Consider the following 19,345-nt stretch of genomic DNA (forward strand, 5'->3'; position numbering starts at 1 on the left):
CGACAGCCTAGGCGGTGCCACCCACCCCCGAGTCGTCAGAAGCTCACGAGGCCCGAGACTCACCAGGTTCTGACAGCTCGGTCGCGACGAGCTCGACCTCGAACCCGTCGCCGTCCTCGAGGTAGGCCGCGTAGTGGTCCGGGCCGCCGGCGTGCGGGTACCGGTCGGCGAACAGCTCACTCCACCCCTGCCCGACGGCGTCCTTCACGAGCGCGTCGACGTCGCCCGGCGCACCCGCCCAGAAGGCGAGGTGGTTGACGCCCGGGCGGACGCGGTCGTGCGGGACGGGCCGCACGTCCGGCCCGGACTCGAGCACCAGGTACGTGGCGCCGAGGTCCCAGCGTGACCCGTTCTGCCAGGTCGACGTGCACGCGTAGCCCAGCCGCCCGAGCAGCCAGCCCCAGGCGCGCTCCGCCCTGGCGTGGTCGGGCACCCAGAGCTCCACGTGATGCAGCCCCCGCGGGCGCTCGGCGGCACGCGACCCGCTGTCGGGGCCGCCCGAACCCGGCTGCGCAGTCACTGGCGCTGCTCGACGATCTCGTCGATCACGGTCCCGCCGAGGAGCTGCGCGACGAGCGCCGCGCCCACGAGGTTCGGAGGCGCGCTACCGCCGGGCCCGCCGTCCCCGGCCCGGCCCGGCCCGCCGCCCGAGCGACCGGAGGGCTCGTCGTCCCAGGGCGGGCCGTCGTCGTCGGGGGGCGTCGAGGTCCGCGCCGGCGCAGGCGCGACCGCGACTCTGGCGCGCGGCGCGTTCGCGGCCGAGCGTGCCGCCGCGATGCCGGCCGAGACCGCGGCAGGCGCGGCGGGCGGCGTCGTGGCCGGTGCCCGGGCGACGGGCGGTTCGGCCACCGGCGCCACCGGGCCGGCCGGCTGCGTGCCGGGAGCGAGGCGTGCGCCACCAGCGGCCGCAGCTCGCGGAGCCCAGGACCCGCCGTCGTCGGGGAACGGGGCGTCGTCCGGCGGCTCGGCCACCGGGATCCCGTCGTAGGACGCCCGCTCGTCGGGGCCCGCCGGGCCGCTCGCGGGCGGCCGCGCTGCGCGCGCGCCCGCCCCGTCCGAGGCGGGTGCAGGGGCCGGGGCCGCGTCGACCCGCGGCCCGGCGGCCGGCGTCCCGACGCCGGTGGACGACGGCGTCGGACCGGGGCCGGCGGCGAGCGTCGTGGACCGGGGCGACCCCGCGAGCCAGGCTGCGTCGGCGGCCGCCGCGGCGTCGGTGCGCGGCGACGGGGTCGTCGGCGGTGCGCTGCCGCCTGCCTCGCCCGGGGGCGGGCCGCCGGGAGTGCGGGACACGCCTGCCGTCGTAGCAGCCGGGACGGCCGCGTCGGGGACCACCGCGCTCGGAGCGGCCGTCGCCGCGGCTGCCGGGGCTCCGTCCGGAGCGACCGCTCGATCGCCGGGGGCGTCGGTGCCGCCGTCGTCGTCCTGCGACGCCTGCCGGTGCTCGGCCCGCGGCCTCGCGACGGGCGCCGGCACGCCGCCGACGACGGCGCTCACCTTGACGGGGAAGCCGAGCGTCTCGTACACGGCCTTCTCGACGGCCTCGGACTTGCCGCTCTGGAACGCTCGCTGCAGGCCGGGCGAGCTGAACGACAGCGTCAGCACGTTGCCGTCGAGCGAGGCGACCGACGCATCCTGCTTGACGAGCGTCCAGGCGCCCTTGTTCATCCGGAACAGGGTCTGCAGCACCTCGTCCCACCGGCGGCGGACGAGCTCGCCCTCGACGTGCGCCACGTTCGATCCCGCAGGCGTCGGCGCGGCCTCCGCGGGGGCGACCGGGGTCGCCGCCGAGTCCGTCGTGCGGACGTCGGCCTCCGCGGACGGCACGGCCGCGGGCAGCTCAGCCGCGGTCAGCTCGGCCCCGGGCAGCTCGGCCCCGGACTCGTCCGACGGCTCGTCCGAGGGCGTTGCGGACTCCGGCTCGTCCGACAGTTCGGCCGCGGGCACATCGGACTCGGGCTCGTCGGCGGGCACCGACTCGGGTTCCGGGTCGCGCACCACCACCGGCCGCAGATCCTCCACGGCAGCGCGCCGCGGGGGAGCCGGCTGCGCCGGGGCGGGCGCCGCAGCCTGCGACCCGCCAGCCGTGCCGACCCAGCCCCGCTCCAGGCGGTCGAGCCGTGCGCCGAACCCGGCAGCGCCGTCGTCGGCCCCAGGGAGCAGGAGCCGCGCGCACAGGAGCTCCAGGTGGAGGCGCGGCGACGTCGCGCCGGTCATCTCGGTCAGCGCGGCGTTCGCGAGGTCCGCGGCGCGCGACAGCTCGCCGAGACCGAGCGCGGTGGACTGGGCGCGCATACGTTCGAGCTGGTCGGACGGGAGATCACCGAGGGCCGCGACAGCCTCGCCGTCCGCGACGGCCAGCACGACGAGGTCCCGGAGGCGCTCGAGCACGTCCTCGACGAACCGGCGCGGCTCGTGTCCCGACTCGATGACGCGCTCCACGACGCGGAACATGCTCGCGCCGTCGCGCGCCGCGAGCGCCCCCACGACGTCGTCGAGCAGGGTGGCGTGCGTGTAGCCGAGGAGGGCGACGGCCTGCTCGTAGTCGAGCACGCGCCGCCGCTGGCCGCCCTCCCCCGACCCGGGCGCCTCGTCGGCGCCCGCGATGAGCTGGTCGAGCACGGAGAGCGTGTCGCGGACGGACCCGCCGCCGGCCCGCACGACGAGCGGCAGCACCCCGGACCCGACCTCGACGCCCTCGGCGCGGCACAGCTCGTCCAGGTACGGGATCAGCACGTCCGGCGGGACCAGCCGGAAGGGGTAGTGGTGCGTGCGGGAGCGGATGGTCCCGATGACCTTGTCGGGCTCGGTCGTCGCGAAGATGAACCGCACGTGCTCGGGCGGCTCCTCGACGATCTTCAGCAGCGCGTTGAACCCCGCCGACGAGACCATGTGCGCCTCGTCGATGATGAACACCTTGTACCGGTCGCGGCTGGGCGCGAAGGTCGCGCGCTCGCGCAGCTCGCGGGCGTCGTCGACGCCGCCGTGGCTCGCCGCGTCGATCTCGACGACGTCCAGGCTCCCCGAGCCGCCGCGGGCCAGGTCCACGCAGGACGGGCACTCGCCGCAAGGCGTGTCGATCGGGGTCTCGGGCGTGTTGCGGTGGCAGTTCAGCGTGCGCGCGAGGATGCGCGCGGACGTCGTCTTGCCGCAGCCGCGGGGCCCCGAGAACAGGTACGCGTGGTTCACGCGCCCGGTGCGCAGCGCCTGCATGAGGGGCCCCGTCACGTGCTCCTGACCGATGACCTCGGCGAACGTCTCGGGCCGGTAGCGGCGGTACAGGGCTGTGCTCACCCCGGCAACTGTAGACGCCACCACCGACGCTCCGGGAGCCGTCCACCGGACGACCGCGGCGCCCGATCTCACCCGCGTCCCGCACGCCCCGACCCACGCCGTGGGCATACCGTGCCGCCATGGCGAAGGAGCAGAAGAAGTCGGGCGGTTCGAAGAAGACCAAGCGCGGGCCACGCCTGCCCGACGACGTGTACGAGGCCGAGCTGTTCCGCCTCCAGGCCGAGCTCGTGAAGCTCCAGCAGTGGGTGCGCGCGACGGGTGCGCGCGTCGTCGTCGTGTTCGAGGGACGAGACGCGGCGGGCAAGGGCGGCACGATCAAGCGGATCACCGAGTACCTGAGCCCCCGCGTCGCGCGGATCGCGGCCCTGCCCGTGCCGACCGAGCGCGAGAAGTCCCAGTGGTACTACCAGCGGTACGTCGCGCACCTGCCGGCCGCCGGCGAGGTCGTCCTGTTCGACCGGTCCTGGTACAACCGGGCGGGCGTCGAGAAGGTCATGGGCTACTGCACCCCGCAGGAGCACGCGCGGTTCCTGCGCCAGACGCCGATCTTCGAGCAGATGCTCATCGACGACGGCATCCTGCTGCGCAAGTACTGGTTCTCCGTGTCCGACGCCGAGCAGCTGCGCCGCTTCCGGTCCCGGCTGACGGACCCCGTCCGCCGGTGGAAGCTCAGCCCGACCGACCTCGAGTCGATCCACCGCTGGGAGGACTACTCGCGCGCCAAGGACGAGATGTTCGTCCATACGGACCTGCCGGCGAGCCCGTGGTTCGTCGTCGAGTCGGACGTCAAGAAGCACGCGCGGATCAACATGATCAGCCACCTGCTGTCGACCATCCCGTACGAGGACGTGTCCGCGGGAGAGGAGGTCGAGCTGCCCGACCGGCCGGCGCCGTCGCGCGGCTACGAGCGGCCGCCCCGCGAGCTGAGCACCTACGTCCCGGACGCCGCGCTGGCGCTGCTCGGGGATCCCGAGCGGTCGAGCTGAACCGGAGCCACGCTGCGGGGGCAAAGTAAGGACCCCCCGCACACCCGCCAGAGCCCGCCTGCCCTTGCTACCTTCCGGTCCTGGGGGAGTTCAGCAGGATGACGCCGCACGAGGGGTCTGCGACCAGGGTACCGGACCGACGTGGTCGTCCCGAACGCCCTCGCACGGTTTAGGCCCGGCGCGGTCCGTCCGGTATCCTCGGGGGGCCGCAGTGCGTGACGGGCCCGCCCGACGACGCAGCGCGGCGAGGAGGATTCGCCTAGTGGCCTATGGCGCACGCTTGGAAAGCGTGTTGGGTTAACAGCCCTCGGGGGTTCGAATCCCCCATCCTCCGCAGCACCGGCAAGGCCCCGAACCCGCACGGGTTCGGGGCCTTCGTCGTTGCGGCACCTGCCGACCGAGGCCCGGGAAGCAGTTCCGTGACTCCGATATCAACGTCAGCGATCTTGACGTCGATATCGGCGTCAGAGGAGGCGACGTGGCCTGCACTGGCACGGTGACGAGTCCTGAATCGCTCGGGCGGATCCTGCAGCAGGCGCGACTGCTCGCAGGCCTGAGCCAGCGCGAGGTCGCCCAGCGACTCGGGACGCGACGTCGCCGGCGAGCTGCAGATCTGGGACCCGGACCTCCCGGACGAACGTCCGGGATAACCGCTGGGAAACAGGCCCGTCGGGGGCAAGACCTCTCGCTGGCCGGCGTGCAGGACAAGATCGTTCTCGCACGAACGACTGACGGCTGGAATCGGGTCGTCGACGGCCCGCTGTCGACCCACGTCATCAAGCCCGTGTAGCGCGACCGTCCGACAACGATCTACGACGAGGAATACGGCGCGCGCACCGTCCCGCGCGGCCGTGCTCCGCGTGCCCGTGCTGGAGGCGCCGTGGACCGCGTCGGTGATGCCCGGCGATCCGACAGCGCCAACGCTGACGCTCGCCGTTGGCCGGCGGTCAGCAGGTTCGGTTTGACCACGGGGCCCCCGGCGTACCGTGGAGAGCAGCCCCGGGACGACAGGCCGCCGGCTCGTCCGCCTGCTCACCGGCACCTCCGAAGAGGCACCATGCCCGTCCACCGCGCGCCGTCGCCCTCGCAGCAGCCCACCGGTGGTGCGGCAGGTACCGGGCCGATGTCCGGGCGGACCGTGCTCGTCACGGGCGGCTCCGGCGGCATCGGCAAGGCGACGGCGACGGCGCTGGCAGCCATGGGCGCACGGGTCGCGATCGTCAGCCACGACCGTGCCCGCGCCGAGCGCGCCCGCGACGAGATCCGAACGGTCACCGACGCACCGGTCGACGCCTTCGTCGCGGACCTGTCGTCGCAGGCAGAGGTCCGCCGGCTCGCCGACGACGTGCTGGGCTCGTTCCCGCGCATCGACGTGCTGGTCAACAACGTCGGCGGCTACTGGAGCACGCGCCACGAGAGCACCGACGGCCTCGAGTACACGTTCGCGTTGAACCACCTCGCACCGTTCCTCCTCACCAACCTGCTGCTGAGGCGGCTGAGGGCGACGGGACCGAGCAGGGTCGTGATCGTCGCGTCGAACGCGCAGGCGCTCGGGCGCCTCGACTTCGACGACCTCCAGGGCGAGCGGGCCTACTCCGGCTCGCGCGCCTACAACCAGTCCAAGCTGGCGAACGTCATGTTCGCCTACGAGCTCGCACGGAGGCTGGAGGGCTCGGCGGTGACAGCCAACGCGCTGCACCCCGGCATGGTCAGCACGTCGTTCGGTACGGCGGATCCCGGCCGGCTCAGCCGGCTCCTCGTTCCTCTGATGCGGCCGTTCATGAAGAGCACCGGCCGGGGCGCCGCGACATCCGTGCGGGTCGCGTCCGCCCCGGACCTCGCAACAGTGACGGGCCGCTACTTCGCGGGAGGGTCGCCGAGGCGGTCGTCCCGACGGAGCTACGACCTGCTCTCGGCGGCCCGGCTCTGGCGTGTCAGCGCGGCGCTCGTCGGGCTCGAACCCGGGACGCCGGGCTCTGCGAGCGCCGCGTCCTCCGCCGCCTCAGAGGCTTGAGGCCGCTGCGCGCGCAGCGCCTGCGCGACCGCCTCCTCGACGCGCGCGTCCTCGTTCTCCCGACGCCGCGAGCGTGCGCGCCGCAGGCCGCGGACCGCGAGCACCACCGCGGCCGCGACGACCACGACGACGGCGAGCAGCACCCACGGCACCGCCCACCCGTGCGCCGACCCCTCGACCGGCGCGAGCGACGACGTCGAGCCCGACGCGTCGGTGACCACGGGCGTCGCGGTGACGTGGGCCGTGAGCCGTCCGCTCCCGACGACGTCGGGCACCGTCACCGACACGGGCCACGACTCCCCCGGCAGGAGGTCGGGCGAGCCCTCGGGCGCCGGGACGTCCGCCGCGAACCGGCCGAACGGGCCGGCCAACGAGACGGCCTGCTGGGCCGACACGATCGTGTTGCCGGTGTTGTGCAGCGTGTAGGTGACGGTCGCGTCGCCGCGACCGAGCGGGTCGGCGGTCGTCTCGTGCTGCACCCGCACGTCCTCGACCGCGAAGGCGGGCGCGATCTTCCCGCCGACGTGCAGCGTCAGACGGACGCCGAGCCGGCGGTCCACGTTGATCCCCTCGGCTTCGTCCTCCTGGCGCAGCGAGGTCACGATGCCGCCGGCGTAGTCGCCGGGGGTCGCGTTCTCGGGGACGGCGACCGTGAACGGCACGGTGACGGTCTTGCCCGGCGCGACCGTGAGGCTCTTCTTCCCGGCGGCGACCCACGCTCCGACGCCGACCGACTTCTGACCCGCGACGAGCAGGTCGAACTGCCCGGCGTCGGTCGTGTACCCGTCGGCGGCGTAGACGGCGAGCTCGAGGGCGGTCTTCCCGTGGTTGGCCACGACCAGGCCGTCGGTCGTCGTCCGTCCCGGGTTCAGCGTGTAGGCGAAGCTCGTCCGGTCGGCCCCGCGGTCGTTCGACGCCGTCCGGACGGTCCACGTGACGTCCTGGTCGGCCGGTGACGCCGCGGCGAGGCGCGGCGCGGCGGTCGTCGGCGCGGCGGCGAGCGTGCCCGCCACGAGCGCCACCAGCAGCACGACGACGGCACGGGCCGCCCGCGGGAGGCTGCGCCGTCGGGCGGGGACGGCGACCGGACGGGACGCGGGGGCCGGGAGAACGGTCGGGAAGGTCATGGGGTCCTCGGGGTCGTGCCGATGTCGGGTGGCCCGGCGGACGGGCGCCTCGCGGCGCCCGCCCACCGGTCCGTGAGTGACCGTGCTCAGCTGCTCAGCGCGGTGATGGTGAGGGTCGCGCGGTAGCTGCCCTTGTCGACCGAGTCCGGGAGCTGGAGGTCGAGGTCCGCACCGAGCTTCGCGGTACCCCGGTCGTGCCCCTGCGCCGCGGAACCGAGGCCCCGCGACGACGCCAGCCCGTTGCCGCCGCCGAGGCCCGAGGCCACGACCGCGCCCGCCTTCGCGCCGGCGCCGGACTGGACGAGCTTCGGCGTCCAGCCCAGGTACTTGCCGTCGAACGACTTCGAGCCGTCGGTGAAGTCACCGACCGACGCCGAGATCGACCAGGGGGCGTGCGAGCGACGCGTGTCGGTCACGGTGATCGGGTTGATCTCCCCCGCCGCCTCGAAGTGGTCGCCCTTGTCCGTGGCGGTGCCGAGGTCGACGAGGCCGTTGTAGCCGTCGATCGTCCAGCCGAACTCGCCGGGCGCCGTCTTCGGGACGTCGACCTGGATGTCCTCGCCGGAGCCGTGGTACGGGTGCACCGTGACCTTGTCGACGACCGAGCCGACCGGCTGGTCCTCGTCCGTGTTGGTGCACCACGAGACCTTGCCGAGCTCCACGGCCGCGTTCGGGGCCGCGCAGGTGCCCGAGCGCACGTCGGACACGGTCAGCTTGCCGGCCTGGACCTCGACCTTGACGTAGCTGCGGACGTGCTCCTGGTTCGCGACGGACGCGTACCAGTAGTTGCTCGGGTTCAGCGGGTCGGCGTAGTTGTCGGGCTTCGACGCGGACGCCGGGACGGGCGCCGTCAGGTCGTAGTACTTCGAGCCCGACGACGAGTTGGCCGTCACGTAGAGGACGCCGCCCTTGCCGGCGAACACGTCGGCCTGGCCGGGCTGCTCGTCGGCGTCGGCCTTCTTGTTGCTGTTGATGAGGTAGCTACGGGCGTAGCTGTGGTCGTGGCCCTGCAGGACCAGGTCCACCCCGAGCTTGGAGAACGTCGCGGGCAGGTCCTTGCGACGCTGGATGTTGTCGGAGTCCTGCGCGTGGTCGGCGACCGAGTACACCGAGTGGTGGTACACGAGCACCTTCCACTTGGCCTCGTCGCCGTGCTGCTTGATGACGTCGCTCACGTACTGGATGTGCGCGTCGTCACCGCCGCCGCCCTGGGACGTGGCGTAGCTGTTCGAGTTGAGGTCGATGAACAGCACGTCCTTGTAGATGTACCAGTAGTCGCCGCCGGACGTGTTCGACGTCGGGCTGCCGTTGGCGTAGTACGACGCCGAGCGGTCCGTGTTGGGCGTGGAGAAGTGCTGCTCGTACGCCTTGCCGCCGACGTCGTGGTTGCCGATGGTGGCGGCCCACGGGATCTGCCGGAGCTCGTCGGGCGCGAGGAACGCGTCCCACTGCGACTCGGTGTTGGCGCTCTCGACCTGGTCGCCGCCCGAGACGAGGAGCTCGGCGTCCGGGTTGGCGGCGGTCGCGACGTCGAGGGTGTCCTGCCAGCCCGCCTGGTCCTTGGCGGTGTTGCCGGAGGAACCGATCTGCGGGTCGCCCAGGAACAGGAAGTCGAAGTCGCCGTCGAAGTCGTGGGTCTTGAACGAGTACGTGGGCGACCAGCTTCCGGCCGTGCCCACGCGGTACGAGTAGGTCGTGTCCTCGGTGAGGCCCGTGACCGTCGCGTGGCGGTTGAAGCCGCCGCTGGTCGCGATGTTGGCGGTACCGGTGGCGTCGAACTCGGCGCTGTCCGCCGGGAAGGAGCCGTCGGTGAGGGACGACGTCGGTGCGAGCTGGACCTCCTGCGCGGTGTCCGCGCTCGAGTACCAGCTCAGGATCCGCTGCGACTCGTCGGCGCCGACCCCGAGAACGATGCCGGTGAGCGTCGTGGGGGTCGTGTCGGCGTGCGCGGGCAGGGCGGCGAGAGTGCCGATCCCGACGGTCGCTGCGACCGTCGAGGCTGCGGTGAGGCCCACGACGAACCGGCGCCGGGCCGGTCCGTGGGGGTGTGCCGCACGGGTCAAAGACATGGGGTGTCCATCCTTCGATCGGTGAGTGCTGCTAGGGCGAGCACAACGTGACGAAGCGGGATGAACCCGCGATGAACGCGAGAGCTCCGCGGCGCGGCACGCGCGGGAACTCCCAGGCTTCTCCCGGGTTCGTCATCCCGTCGTGACCCGCTCGACGAACCAGACGAGCCCCATCACGGCGACCCCGGCGGCGACGGCGCCCGTGACCCAGGCGCCCAGGCGCGGCGCACGGCGCCGCAGCAGGGCGAGCAGCGGGAAGACCGTCAGGATGATGCCGAGCTGCACGGCCTCGATCCCGACGTTGAACACGAGCAGCGACCACAGCAGCGACCCCGACAGCTCGCGGTCGAGGCCCAGCGCCCCCGCGAAGCCGAGCCCGTGCACCAGCCCGAAGCAGAGCACGACGGCGAGCCGCAGCCAGCCCGCACGGTCGAGCCCGAGCGGACCGCGGGCAAGCTCGAGGGTGCCGTAGCGGCTCACGGGCGACCGCAGCCGCCACAGGTGCCACGCGGCGACCACCGCGATCGACAGCGCGATCACCGGCTCCACGACGCGCGCGGGCACGTCGACGACGCCCGTGGCCGCGCAGACGAACGTGATCGAGTGGGCGACCGTGAACGCCGTCGCCGCCAGGACGATCTCGCGCAGGCGTCGCGACCCGACGATCACGGCGAGCAGGAACAGGATGTGGTCGGTCCCCGTGAGCAGGTGCTCGGCGCCCAGCCGGAAGAACGTCCAGGTCTCCGCGAGGAACGACTGGTCGGTCGAGAACGACGGGTGCGACGGGTCGAGGGCGGCGCTCCCGTGCTGCTCGTCGAGGTCGTAGGACACGACGGTCTTCGCGTCCTTGACGTAGCCCTCGGCGTCGGGGAAGAGCGTGCTCGTGATCCGGTGCGAACCGTCGGACGGCGGGCAGGCCTCGTCGAGGACGAGCACCGCGTACGGCACGCCCTCGCGGCGGGTCATCGTCACGTCGCCGTCCTGGGCCGGCGTGCAGGCGGCGTCGCCGGACGCCACCCCGAACCGCTCGGTGACGTAGGCCAGGACCGGCGCCGGATGGTCCGCGAGCGCCCGCGCCATGGCGGCCGTGTCGCCGTCGTCGAACGCGGCCTGGCCCTCCTGGTAGAGCGCGTCGACGTGCTGGGTGTCCGCGACCGAGACGACGAGGAGGTCGTACTCGAGGCCCAGCTCGACGCGGACGTGCCCCCGCTCGGGCTGGGTCACGTCGGCGTACACGGTGGTGCTGAACCCGTGCGCCGACGCGGCAGCGGGCCACAGCGCCAGGGCGAGCAGCAGGACGGCCGGCGCGAGGCGGGCGAGGCGAGCGGGGGTCCGGGCGGTCGTCCGGAGGGGCATCGTGGTCCTTACGTCTCGGGGAGCGATCGCACGATGTCGTCGTCGGATGAACGGGCCAAGGAGGGCCGACGAACGCTCGGCGAACGATCGCCCACGGAGCGTCCGCGCAGGTCGGAGCTGCGAACGCCTGGGGTAGGAATGGACCCATGTCCCGCCGCCCCCGCACCCTCGTCGCCGTCGTCGTCGGGGCCGCCGTCGCGGGCGCCCTCGCGGTCGGGGTGGCCGTCGCGCGGGGCTCCGACGACTGGTCGGGACCCCACGTCACGCCGACGGCGCGGGGCACGCTGGCGGCGGACTTCGTCCTCCCGTCGGGGACGCCGAGCCCGGAGGCCACCATCACGCCCGCCCCGGGCTCCTGGGACGGGGTGCACCCGTCCGCGCAGCTGCGCGTCGTCCTGCTCACCACGAGCGAGGACGACCGCCCGGCGACCACCGTCGCCGACGCGGTGCGGGACTGGGCGCACGACGAGGACGTGTCCCTCCGCACCGTCGTCGCGGACGGTCCGACGGACCGGCTCCCCGCGGTCCTGCGCGCAACCGCGCTGCACCCCGACCTGGTGATCTCCGCGGGCGACGACCTCGTCGACCCCCTCGCCCAGGTCACGCCGAGCCACCTCGACCAGCAGTTCCTCGTGGTGGGCGCCGAGCTCGCCGAGCCCACGGAGAACGTCACCGCCGCGGACTGGTCGGGGGCGTCGTTCCGCGGCGAGGGCCTGGGGACGTCGTCGGCGTACGACGCCGCGACGTTCACCCCGGCCCGGTGCCGCGCGGCCGTGCAGGCGGGGGTGGCCTCCGTGCTCAGCGGCCTCACCGGCATCGTCGTCTCGCTGGACGACGCCACCTGAGCCGACCGGCCGTGTGGGGGCTTGCTCCCTGCTGAACGCGTGTATAGCGTATTGAACGTGCGTTCAGCCCTCGACGACGACCTCACCGCCCGCGCCCGGATCCGCGACGCCGCGATCGCGCGCTTCGCGGCCGACGGCTTCCGCGTCGGCCTGCGCACCATCGCCGCCGACGCCGACGTCAGCCCCGGCCTCGTGATGCACCACTTCGGGTCCAAGGAGGGCCTGCGCCGCGCGTGCGACGAGCACGTGCTCGCGCAGATCCACGAGGCGCGCGCCGAGGCGCTGGTCTCGAACGACCCGTCGTCGTCGATCCTGCGGCTCGCCGCGGACGGCCACTACGCGTGGCTCGCGACCTACCTCCTGCGCTCGCTGCAGGCGGGGGGCGAGCTCGCGCGTACGTTCGTCGCGGACCTCGTCGTCGAGACGCGGGACAACCTCGAGGCCGGCGTCGCCGCGGGGAGCGTCCAGCCGTCGCGCGACCCGGACGCGCGGGCAGAGATGCTCACCAGCATGAGCCTGGGCTACCTGCTGCTCGCCTACTCGCTCGAGCCGGAACCCCCCACGGACCTCGCGTCCTGGATCCTCGGCCTCAACATGCGCGGCACGCTCCCCGGGCTCGAGATCTTCACCGAGGGTCTCTTCACCGACCGCAGGTTCCTCGACGCCTACCTCGCCCAGACTCCCGCCCGCACCACCCAGGAGGATCGATGAGCACGCCGCCGGTCGAGGTGCACGACCTGCACAAGAGATTCGGGTCCGTCCACGCGCTCGACGGGCTCGACCTCGTCGTCGAGCCCGGCCAGGTCGCCGGGTTCCTCGGGCCCAACGGTGCCGGCAAGTCGACGACGATCCGCATCCTGCTGGGTCTCCTCCACGCCGACTCGGGCACCGCCCGGCTGTTCGGGCAGGACCCGTGGGCCCACGGCGTCGGGCTGCACGAGCGGCTCGCGTACGTGCCCGGGGACGTGACGCTGTGGCCGCAGCTCACCGGCGGGGAGACGATCGACCTGCTCCTCAGGTTGAGGGGGCTGCGCCCCGACCCGGCCCGCAAGGCCCGGATGCTGCACCGGTTCGAGCTCGACCCGACCAAGCGCACGCGCACCTACTCGAAGGGCAACCGGCAGAAGGTCGCGCTGGTCGCCGCGTTCTGCGCGGACGTCGAGCTGCTGGTGCTCGACGAGCCGACGTCGGGCCTCGACCCGCTCATGCAGGCAGTGTTCCAGGACTCGGTCCGCGAGGCCGTCGAGGCGGGCACGAGCGTGCTGCTCTCGAGCCACGTGCTCGCCGAGGTCGAGGCGCTGTGCGACACGGTGACGATCATCCGCGCGGGGCGCACCATGCAGACCGGGACCCTGGACGAGCTGCGGCACCTCACGCGGTCCGCCGTGACCGCGCGCGTCGACGACCCCGCGGCGGCCCGCGACGCGCTCGCCCGGATCGACGGCGTGCACGACGTCGCAGTGCCCGGCCCGGACGCGGACAAGGTCACCTTCCACCTGGACGACGCCGCCACCGCCGCCGCGACCCGGGCCCTCGCCGACCTGGGCGTGCGCGGGCTCACGGTCTCGCCGCCGTCGCTCGAGGAGCTCTTCCTGCGGCAGTACGGCGACGAGCTCGAGCTCCTGGAGGGCGACGCCCGGCCGGCTCAGGCGGTGGAGCGATGACGACGACCACCCCGGCCCCCGCCGCACGCGCGGAGCGGGCCGCCGTCTGGCCCGGGCGCCCGCTCGCGGGGACCGGCCTGCTGCTGCGGCTCGCGCTGCGCCGCGAGCGGGTCACGCTGCCCGTGACGGTCGTCGTGCTCGTCGGGACGTTCGCGATCACGATCGCCTCCGTCAGCACCGCCTACGGGACGCAGGCGGACCGCGACTCCGCCGCCGCGACCCTCGGCTCCAACACCGCGTTCCGGGTGCTCCTGGGGCCGCTCGAGCACACGCAGTCCGTCGCGAGCGTCGCCCAGTGGCGGATCGGGCTGTTCATGCTCGTCGTGGTGGGCGTCCTCGCCGCGATGACCGTGGTCCGGCACACGCGCCGCGAGGAGGAGGCCGAGCGGCTCGAGCTCGTGCGCGCCGCGCCCGTCGGCGCCCTCGCGCCGCTCGCGACCGGCACGATCGTCGCGGCGATCCTCAGCCTCGTCACGGCCGCCGGGATGGCGGGCTCGCTCGCCGCGGTGGCCGAGGCCCCGGGCGACGGCGCGGGCGCGCTGGCCGTCGGGGTCCAGTACCTGGCGATCGGCCTCGCGGGCGCCGGTCTCGGGGCGGTCGGCGCGCAGGTCGCCACCGTCTCGCGGACCGCCACGACCATCGCGGTGCTCGTCCTCGTCGCCGGCTACGCCCTGCGCGGCATCGGCGACGTCCAGGACGGGCTCGGCTGGCTGCGCTGGCTCTCGCCCGTCGGCTGGGCGGAGGAGATGGACCCGTTCGGCAGCAGCTCCTACGGCCCCGCCCTGCTCTGCCTGGCGCTCTTCGTGCTGGGCGGCGCGGCGGCGGCGCGGCTCGCCGTCGGGCGCGACGTCGGGGCGGGCATCGTCCAGCCGCGCCCCGGCCCGGCCGACGCGCCCGGGCTCGACTCGTCCCTCGCGCTGACCCGCCGCCTCCAGGGCGCGTCGCTCGCATCGTGGGCGTACGCCGTGGGCGCCTACTGCTTCCTCCTGGGGCTCATCCTCAGCTCGGCGGACGACCTCGTCGGCGGCAACGCCGACGCCGCGAAGCTCATCGAGCAGCTCGGCGGCACCGGGCGGCTCGAGGACGTCATGACCGCGCTCATCCTGGGCTGGGTGGGCATCGCCGCCGCAGCCTGGACCGTGACGTACGCCGCTCAGCTGCGCGCCGAGGAGTCGTCGGGACGCGCGGAGGTCCAGCTCAGCACCGGCGTCACCCGGGCCCGGTACCTCGGGGTCGCGGCGTGCGTCTCCGTGGTCGGCGTCGTGCTGATCCTCGCCGCGGCGGGCGTGCTCATGGGCCTCGGGCACGCGATCACCGGCGGCACCTGGGGAAGCGCGTTCGCGGACGCCGTCGGTGGCGCCGCCGTCCAGGTGCCCGCGGCGCTCGTCGTCGGCGGGCTCGTGCTCGCCTGCTACGCGTGGTGGCCTCGGCTCGTGGCGGCGGGCTGGGGCGTGATCACGGTGATCCTCCTGCTCGAGGTCGTCGGTGACGCGCTGAACCTGCCGCAGTGGGTGCTCGACCTGTCCCCCTTCACCCACACGCCCCGCGTGCCGCTCGACGACGCGACGGCGCTCCCGCTCGTCGTCCTCACCCTGGTGGCGGCCGCGTTCTACGCTCTGGCGTACGCGCGCTTCGCGGGCGCCGTCGGGGTCCGCCGGCGCGACGTCCCGGCCGCATGAGGCCGCCGCGTGCAGCACGCTCACGGCATCTTCACGGGCAACCCGCAGGTCGTTTCGTAGACTTCCGCGCATGATCTTCAAGGCCGTGGGAGACGGGCGCCCCTATCCGGACCACGGCAAGGTCACGCCCAAGGACTGGGCAGACGTCCCGCCCCGCATGGTTCGGCTCGACGAGCTCGTGACCACCAAGCGCACCCTCAACCTCGACAACCTCCTGTCGGAGGACTCGACCTTCTACGGCGACCTGTTCGCGCACGTCGTCGAGTACAAGGGCGTGCTCTACCTCGAGGACGGCCTGCACCGCGCCGTCCGCGCGGCCCTCCAGCAGCGGCCCGCGCTGCACGCGCGCGTGCTCGTCCTCACCTGAGTTCCCCCACCCGCTCCAGCGTGCCCGTTGGGCCGGAACGGGTAGCACCTCGTACGCTCGTCGCGTGGCGAACCAGCACCCTTCACCGACCCCGCGCGAGCTGCGGCGCCGCCACATGCACGAGCGCCAGGCCGTCGTCTTCGGCGTGCTCGTGGCGGCACTCGCCCTCGTCGGCATCGGCGCCGCCGGGATCATGACGGGCGCCATCAGCTCGCCGTTCAGCAAACCGATCGCGACCCCGACCGCCAGCGACGACGTCATGACGACGGCCGTGCCGTGCCTGCCGAAGGGCACCAAGCCCGTCACGTACTCCGACGTCACGCTCAACGTGTACAACGCGTCGGGCCAGCCGGGCCTGGCCCGCAGCACCGCGGACGCCTTCACGGAGCGCGGGTTCGTCGTGAAGAAGGTCGGGAACGACTCGTCCAAGATCGTGGCGCCGCGCGTCGTCTTCGGCAAGCGCGGCCTCTACCGGGCGTACACGGTCGCGGCGCAGCTCAAGGACGCGAAGTTCGCCTACGACGGCCGCAAGGACGCGAGCGTCGACGTCGTCCTCGGCACGGAGTCGCACGTGCTGCTCGGGACGAAGGACGTCCACCTCAACGCCAAGAAGGCCATGAAGTCGGCGCCGGGCTGCGTCGCGCTGGCCAAGGTCAAGCCCCTGCCGGCCGCACCCAAGGCCACGTCCAAGCCCACCAAGAAGTAGGGCCGGTGCGCCCCCTCGCCCTCCGCGCTGCCCGCGCCCACGACCCCGCCGAGGTCGACCGCATCTACGACGTCTGCCTGCGCACCGGTGCGTCGGGCGCCGACGCGACGGACGCGTTCGCCGACCCCCGGCTCCTCGGCGAGGTCTACGCGGGCCCCTACCTGCGGTTCGCGCCCGACCTCGCGTTCGTCCTCGATGCCGGCCCGACGACGTCACCCACCTCCGCGCAAGGCGCGCGGCCCGGCGCGGGGTCGCCCGGGGAGCCGGTGGCCGGCGTCGTCGGCTACGTCCTGGGGGTGGCGGACACCGCCGCGTTCGAGGACGAGCTCGAGGCCTCGTGGTGGCCGGACCTGCGCGCGCGGTACCCGCTCGACCGGTTCCCCGCCGGGAGCCCCGACGCGGGCGTCGTCGGGCTGATCCACGAGCCGCCGCGCGCCGCGCCCGAGCTCCTGCGGGACTACCCCGCCCACCTGCACGTCGACCTGCTGCCGCAGGCCCAGGGCGGCGGGAACGGCAGGCGCCTGATCGCCACCCTCCTCGACGCCCTGCGCGCTGCCGGTGCCCCCGGCGTGCACCTGGGCGTCGCCGCGGACAACGTCAACGCGCAGGGGTTCTACGAGCATCTCGGCTTCCGTCGCGTCGAGGAGGCACAGGGGCACGTCTACGGCCTGCGCCTCTGACTGCCCTCCGCCGCGAGCTGCCAGAACGTGGCGCCGCTGCACCGGCCTCACGTTCTGACAGCTCGCCGGGAGTCAGGACAGGCGCGGGACGACCTCGCGCGCGACGAGGTCGAGGTGGTCGAGGTCCTGCAGGTCGAGCGTCTGGAGGTAGAGCCGGCTCGCGCCCGCCTCGCGCACACGCTCGATCACCGCGACGGCCTCCTCGACGGTCCCGGCGATGCCGTGCTCGCGCAGCTCGTCGGGCTCGCGGCCGATCGCGGCGGCCCGACGGCGGAACTCGGCCTCGTCGGCGCCGACGCACAGCACGAGGGCCGTGGAGTAGCGCAGCTCGTCGGGGTCGCGCTCGATCGCCTCGCACGCCTCGCGGACCCGCCCGAACAGCGTCGGGATGTCGGCGAGCTCGGGGAACGACGCGTTGTACTCCGCCGCGAACCGGGCGGCGAGCGCCGGCGTGCGCTTGGGCCCGCTGCCGCCGACGATCACCGGGACCCGCGGCTGCACGGGCTTGGGCAGGGCGGGCGAGTCGACGACCTGGTAGAGGTCGCCGTCGAACGAGTAGGAGCCCCCGAGCGGCGTCGACCAGAGCCCGGTGACGATCTCGAGCTGCTCGGTCAGGTGGTCCATGCGGTTCTTCGGGTACGGGATCCCGTACGCGGCGTGCTCGCGCTCGAACCAGCCGGCGCCGAGGCCCAGCTCGACCCGCCCGCCGGACATCTGGTCGACCTGCGCGACCTGGATCGCGAGGACGCCGGGGTACCGGAAGGTGACGGGCGAGACGAGCGTGCCGAGCCGGATGCGCTCGGTGTCGCGGGCGAGGCCGGCGAGCGTCGTCCAGGCGTCGGTCGGGCCGGGGAGCCCGTCCGTGCCCATCGCGAGGTAGTGGTCGGAACGGAAGAACGCGTCGAAGCCGAGGCGCTCGGTCGCCTGCGCGACGGCGAGGACGTCGTCGTACGTGGCGCCCTGCTGGGGCTCGGTGAAGACGCGGAGCTGGAAGGGGTGATCCGTCATGCGTCCTACTCTGCCGCACGGGCCGGGCCGCTAGGGTTTGGCCCATGAGCGAGCCCGCACCTGCCGAGTCCGCGGGCTCCGACCGCACGACCGTCCCGACGACGCCGGAGCCCGCGCCGGCACAGCCTCTCGCGGCACCCGGCCGCCTCAGCGCGGCGGTGCACACGGCGACGGGACGCACCGGCGTGTGGGTGGCGTTCGTCGTCGTGCACGCGGTGCTGTTCTGGGAGGCCGGGCACCACGCGCAGGCGCTGTACGGGGACCCGGAGCTGTACCGGCAGTGGGCCGCGGGCGGCGTGCAGGACGGCGTGTGGCCGGTCCTCGACATCTCGTGGGTGTACCCGATCGGCGCGCTCGTGCCGGTCACCCTGCCGGCCCTCGTGTCGGTGGACGGCGAGGCCTACCGCTATCTCTTCATGGTCCTGGTGGCCGTGCTCGACGGCCTCGCGCTCGGCTCGCTGCTGCACGCGGGCCGCGGCCGGACCCTCGGCGCCTGGTGGTGGCTGGTCTTCCTGCTGTTCCTGGGGCCGATCACGCTCGTGCGCCTCGACGGCATCTCCGCCGCGCTGACCGTGATCGCGCTCGCACAGCTCATCGGGTCGGCCAAGAATCCCGACGGTCGAGTGAGCGTGGCGAGCGCCGTCGCGACGGCGGGCGCGTGGGTCAAGATCGCGCCGGGCGCGGTCCTGATCCCGCTCGCGCTGACGGCGAAGCGGCCGTGGCGGCGCGTGGTGCTACCCGCCGTCGCGGTCACGGCGGTCGTCGTGGGGCTCGCGGTGCTCGGCGGCGCCGGGTCGCGCGTGCTGGGGTTCTGGGGCACGCAGGACTCGCGGGGGCTCCAGGTCGAGTCGGGCGCCGCGACCCCGTTCTCCCTCGCGCGCCTGTGGAGCGGCGAGTACCGGGTCTTCTATAACGCGCCCCTCAACGTCCTCGAGATCACCGGGCCCGGGACCGCGTGGTTCGCGCAGGCGCTCGACGTGCTGCTGCTCGTCGCGGTCGTGCTCGCCACGGTCGTGACGTGGCGCGCGGCGGTCCGGCTGCGGCGCGACCTGCCGGACGACGTCGAGCGCCGCACGCCGCAGCTCGAGCTCGTCCTGCTGGCGACCCTCGCGCTCACGCTCGTGCTGTTCGCGTTCGACAAGGTCGGGTCGCCCCAGTACGTGGCGTGGTTCGCGCCGCCGGTAGCGGTGGCGCTCACCGCGCTCCGTTCGCCCGCGTGGTGGCCCGGGCGGCGACGCGGCACCGAGCCGCACCAGGCCGGCGCGCGCGCGTGGGAGATCTTCGCCGTCGCGCTCCTCGTCGTCGCCCTGCTCACGCACCGGCTGTTCCCGGACCACTACAACGACTTCCTCGGCGCCCGGCCGTTCGACACCGTGCTCGCGGCGGTGCGCAACGTCCTGGTGCTGGCCCTCGCGGTGGGTTCGCTCGTCCTGCTCGGGCGGCATGCCCGACGCGGGATGACCCGGCCGTCCGGGTCGCTGAGTTCCAGGGACGCCGGGTACCGGGAGAGTTCCCGCGACGCCTCCTGATCTGGTCCAATGGGGCCAGCGGTC

Annotated in this window: 16 protein-coding genes, 1 tRNA gene and 1 other RNA gene; 11 read left to right on the forward strand and 7 right to left on the reverse strand. The window is 73.8% G+C overall.

The features are described from left to right. Positions 1 to 43: 43 nt before the first annotated feature. On the reverse strand, positions 44 to 520 hold the full coding sequence (locus ACLQ14_RS03675) for a VOC family protein (RefSeq protein WP_425809984.1): 477 nt from the start codon (positions 518 to 520) through the stop codon (positions 44 to 46). Further along, the gene (locus ACLQ14_RS03680; RefSeq protein ID WP_425809986.1) at positions 517 to 3,291 is read right to left on the reverse strand and encodes a DNA polymerase III subunit gamma and tau; all 2,775 of its coding nucleotides are present in this window, start codon (positions 3,289 to 3,291) and stop codon (positions 517 to 519) included. The genes ACLQ14_RS03675 and ACLQ14_RS03680 overlap by 4 nt, the downstream gene beginning before the upstream one ends. A 119-nt stretch (positions 3,292 to 3,410) precedes the next feature. On the opposite strand from ACLQ14_RS03680, the gene ppk2 reads away from it, so the two are divergent. Continuing rightward, positions 3,411 to 4,277 carry a polyphosphate kinase 2 gene (gene ppk2, locus ACLQ14_RS03685; RefSeq protein WP_425809988.1) on the forward strand — a complete coding sequence of 289 codons (867 nt, stop codon included), beginning with the start codon at positions 3,411 to 3,413 and terminating at the stop codon, positions 4,275 to 4,277. 24 nt (positions 4,278 to 4,301) lie between these two features. Here the strand turns inward: ppk2 and ffs are convergent. Next, positions 4,302 to 4,398, reverse strand: an RNA gene (gene ffs / locus ACLQ14_RS03690) — signal recognition particle sRNA small type. 127 nt (positions 4,399 to 4,525) lie between these two features. On the opposite strand from ffs, the gene ACLQ14_RS03695 reads away from it, so the two are divergent. Both ACLQ14_RS03695 and ACLQ14_RS03700 read left to right on the forward strand, forming a co-directional pair. Then, positions 4,526 to 4,611 (forward strand) — tRNA-Ser (locus tag ACLQ14_RS03695). Positions 4,612 to 5,334: 723 nt separating this feature from the next. Further along, entirely contained in the window at positions 5,335 to 6,291 is a 957-nt protein-coding gene (locus tag ACLQ14_RS03700) for an SDR family oxidoreductase (RefSeq protein WP_425809990.1), read from the forward strand. On the opposite strand, the gene ACLQ14_RS03705 is transcribed toward ACLQ14_RS03700, so the two are convergent. The 3 genes from ACLQ14_RS03705 to ACLQ14_RS03715 form a co-directional block, all read right to left on the reverse strand. Next, positions 6,177 to 7,418: a WxL protein peptidoglycan domain-containing protein gene (locus tag ACLQ14_RS03705; protein WP_425809992.1), complete on the reverse strand. Its 1,242-nt coding sequence runs from the start codon at positions 7,416 to 7,418 to the stop codon at positions 6,177 to 6,179. The two genes, ACLQ14_RS03700 and ACLQ14_RS03705, sit on opposite strands and share 115 nt — an antisense overlap. An 86-nt stretch (positions 7,419 to 7,504) precedes the next feature. Further along, on the reverse strand, positions 7,505 to 9,487 hold the full coding sequence (locus ACLQ14_RS03710) for a fibronectin type III domain-containing protein (RefSeq protein ID WP_425809994.1): 1,983 nt from the start codon (positions 9,485 to 9,487) through the stop codon (positions 7,505 to 7,507). 132 nt (positions 9,488 to 9,619) lie between these two features. After that, positions 9,620 to 10,843 carry a HupE/UreJ family protein gene (locus ACLQ14_RS03715; RefSeq protein WP_425809995.1) on the reverse strand — a complete coding sequence of 408 codons (1,224 nt, stop codon included), beginning with the start codon at positions 10,841 to 10,843 and terminating at the stop codon, positions 9,620 to 9,622. A gap of 146 nt (positions 10,844 to 10,989) precedes the next feature. Here ACLQ14_RS03715 and ACLQ14_RS03720 point away from each other — a divergent pair, with 146 nt between their 5' ends. From ACLQ14_RS03720 to ACLQ14_RS03750, 7 genes are all read left to right on the forward strand, one after another. Then, positions 10,990 to 11,688 carry a hypothetical protein gene (locus ACLQ14_RS03720; RefSeq protein WP_425809997.1) on the forward strand — a complete coding sequence of 233 codons (699 nt, stop codon included), beginning with the start codon at positions 10,990 to 10,992 and terminating at the stop codon, positions 11,686 to 11,688. 57 nt (positions 11,689 to 11,745) lie between these two features. After that, on the forward strand, positions 11,746 to 12,399 hold the full coding sequence (locus ACLQ14_RS03725) for a TetR family transcriptional regulator (RefSeq protein WP_425809999.1): 654 nt from the start codon (positions 11,746 to 11,748) through the stop codon (positions 12,397 to 12,399). After that, a complete protein-coding gene (locus tag ACLQ14_RS03730; protein ID WP_425810001.1) occupies positions 12,396 to 13,352 on the forward strand; it encodes an ABC transporter ATP-binding protein in 957 nt (318 codons plus the stop codon). Before ACLQ14_RS03725 ends, ACLQ14_RS03730 begins: the two co-directional genes overlap by 4 nt. Continuing rightward, positions 13,349 to 15,031 (forward strand): ABC transporter permease, encoded by a 1,683-nt coding sequence (locus tag ACLQ14_RS03735; protein WP_425810003.1) that lies wholly within the window; start codon positions 13,349 to 13,351, stop codon positions 15,029 to 15,031. The genes ACLQ14_RS03730 and ACLQ14_RS03735 overlap by 4 nt, the downstream gene beginning before the upstream one ends. 70 nt (positions 15,032 to 15,101) lie before the next feature. Next, positions 15,102 to 15,398, forward strand: a complete 297-nt coding sequence (locus ACLQ14_RS03740) for a type II toxin-antitoxin system VapB family antitoxin (protein WP_036954593.1) — start codon at positions 15,102 to 15,104, stop codon at positions 15,396 to 15,398. Positions 15,399 to 15,462: 64 nt separating this feature from the next. Then, positions 15,463 to 16,104, forward strand: a complete 642-nt coding sequence (locus ACLQ14_RS03745; protein WP_425810006.1) for a LytR C-terminal domain-containing protein — start codon at positions 15,463 to 15,465, stop codon at positions 16,102 to 16,104. 5 nt (positions 16,105 to 16,109) lie between these two features. Next, positions 16,110 to 16,784 (forward strand): GNAT family N-acetyltransferase, encoded by a 675-nt coding sequence (locus ACLQ14_RS03750; protein WP_425810008.1) that lies wholly within the window; start codon positions 16,110 to 16,112, stop codon positions 16,782 to 16,784. A gap of 72 nt (positions 16,785 to 16,856) precedes the next feature. On the opposite strand, the gene ACLQ14_RS03755 is transcribed toward ACLQ14_RS03750, so the two are convergent. Continuing rightward, complete coding sequence (locus ACLQ14_RS03755; protein ID WP_425810010.1) at positions 16,857 to 17,792, reverse strand: LLM class F420-dependent oxidoreductase; 936 nt, start codon at positions 17,790 to 17,792, stop codon at positions 16,857 to 16,859. 44 nt (positions 17,793 to 17,836) lie between these two features. Between ACLQ14_RS03755 and ACLQ14_RS03760 the strand changes: the two genes are divergently transcribed. Next, complete coding sequence (locus ACLQ14_RS03760; protein ID WP_425810012.1) at positions 17,837 to 19,321, forward strand: glycosyltransferase 87 family protein; 1,485 nt, start codon at positions 17,837 to 17,839, stop codon at positions 19,319 to 19,321. The last annotated feature ends 24 nt before the right edge of the window (positions 19,322 to 19,345 follow it).

It is taken from the genome of Luteimicrobium sp. DT211 (assembly GCF_049844995.1).
Classification (GTDB): Bacteria; Actinomycetota; Actinomycetes; order Actinomycetales; family Cellulomonadaceae; genus Luteimicrobium.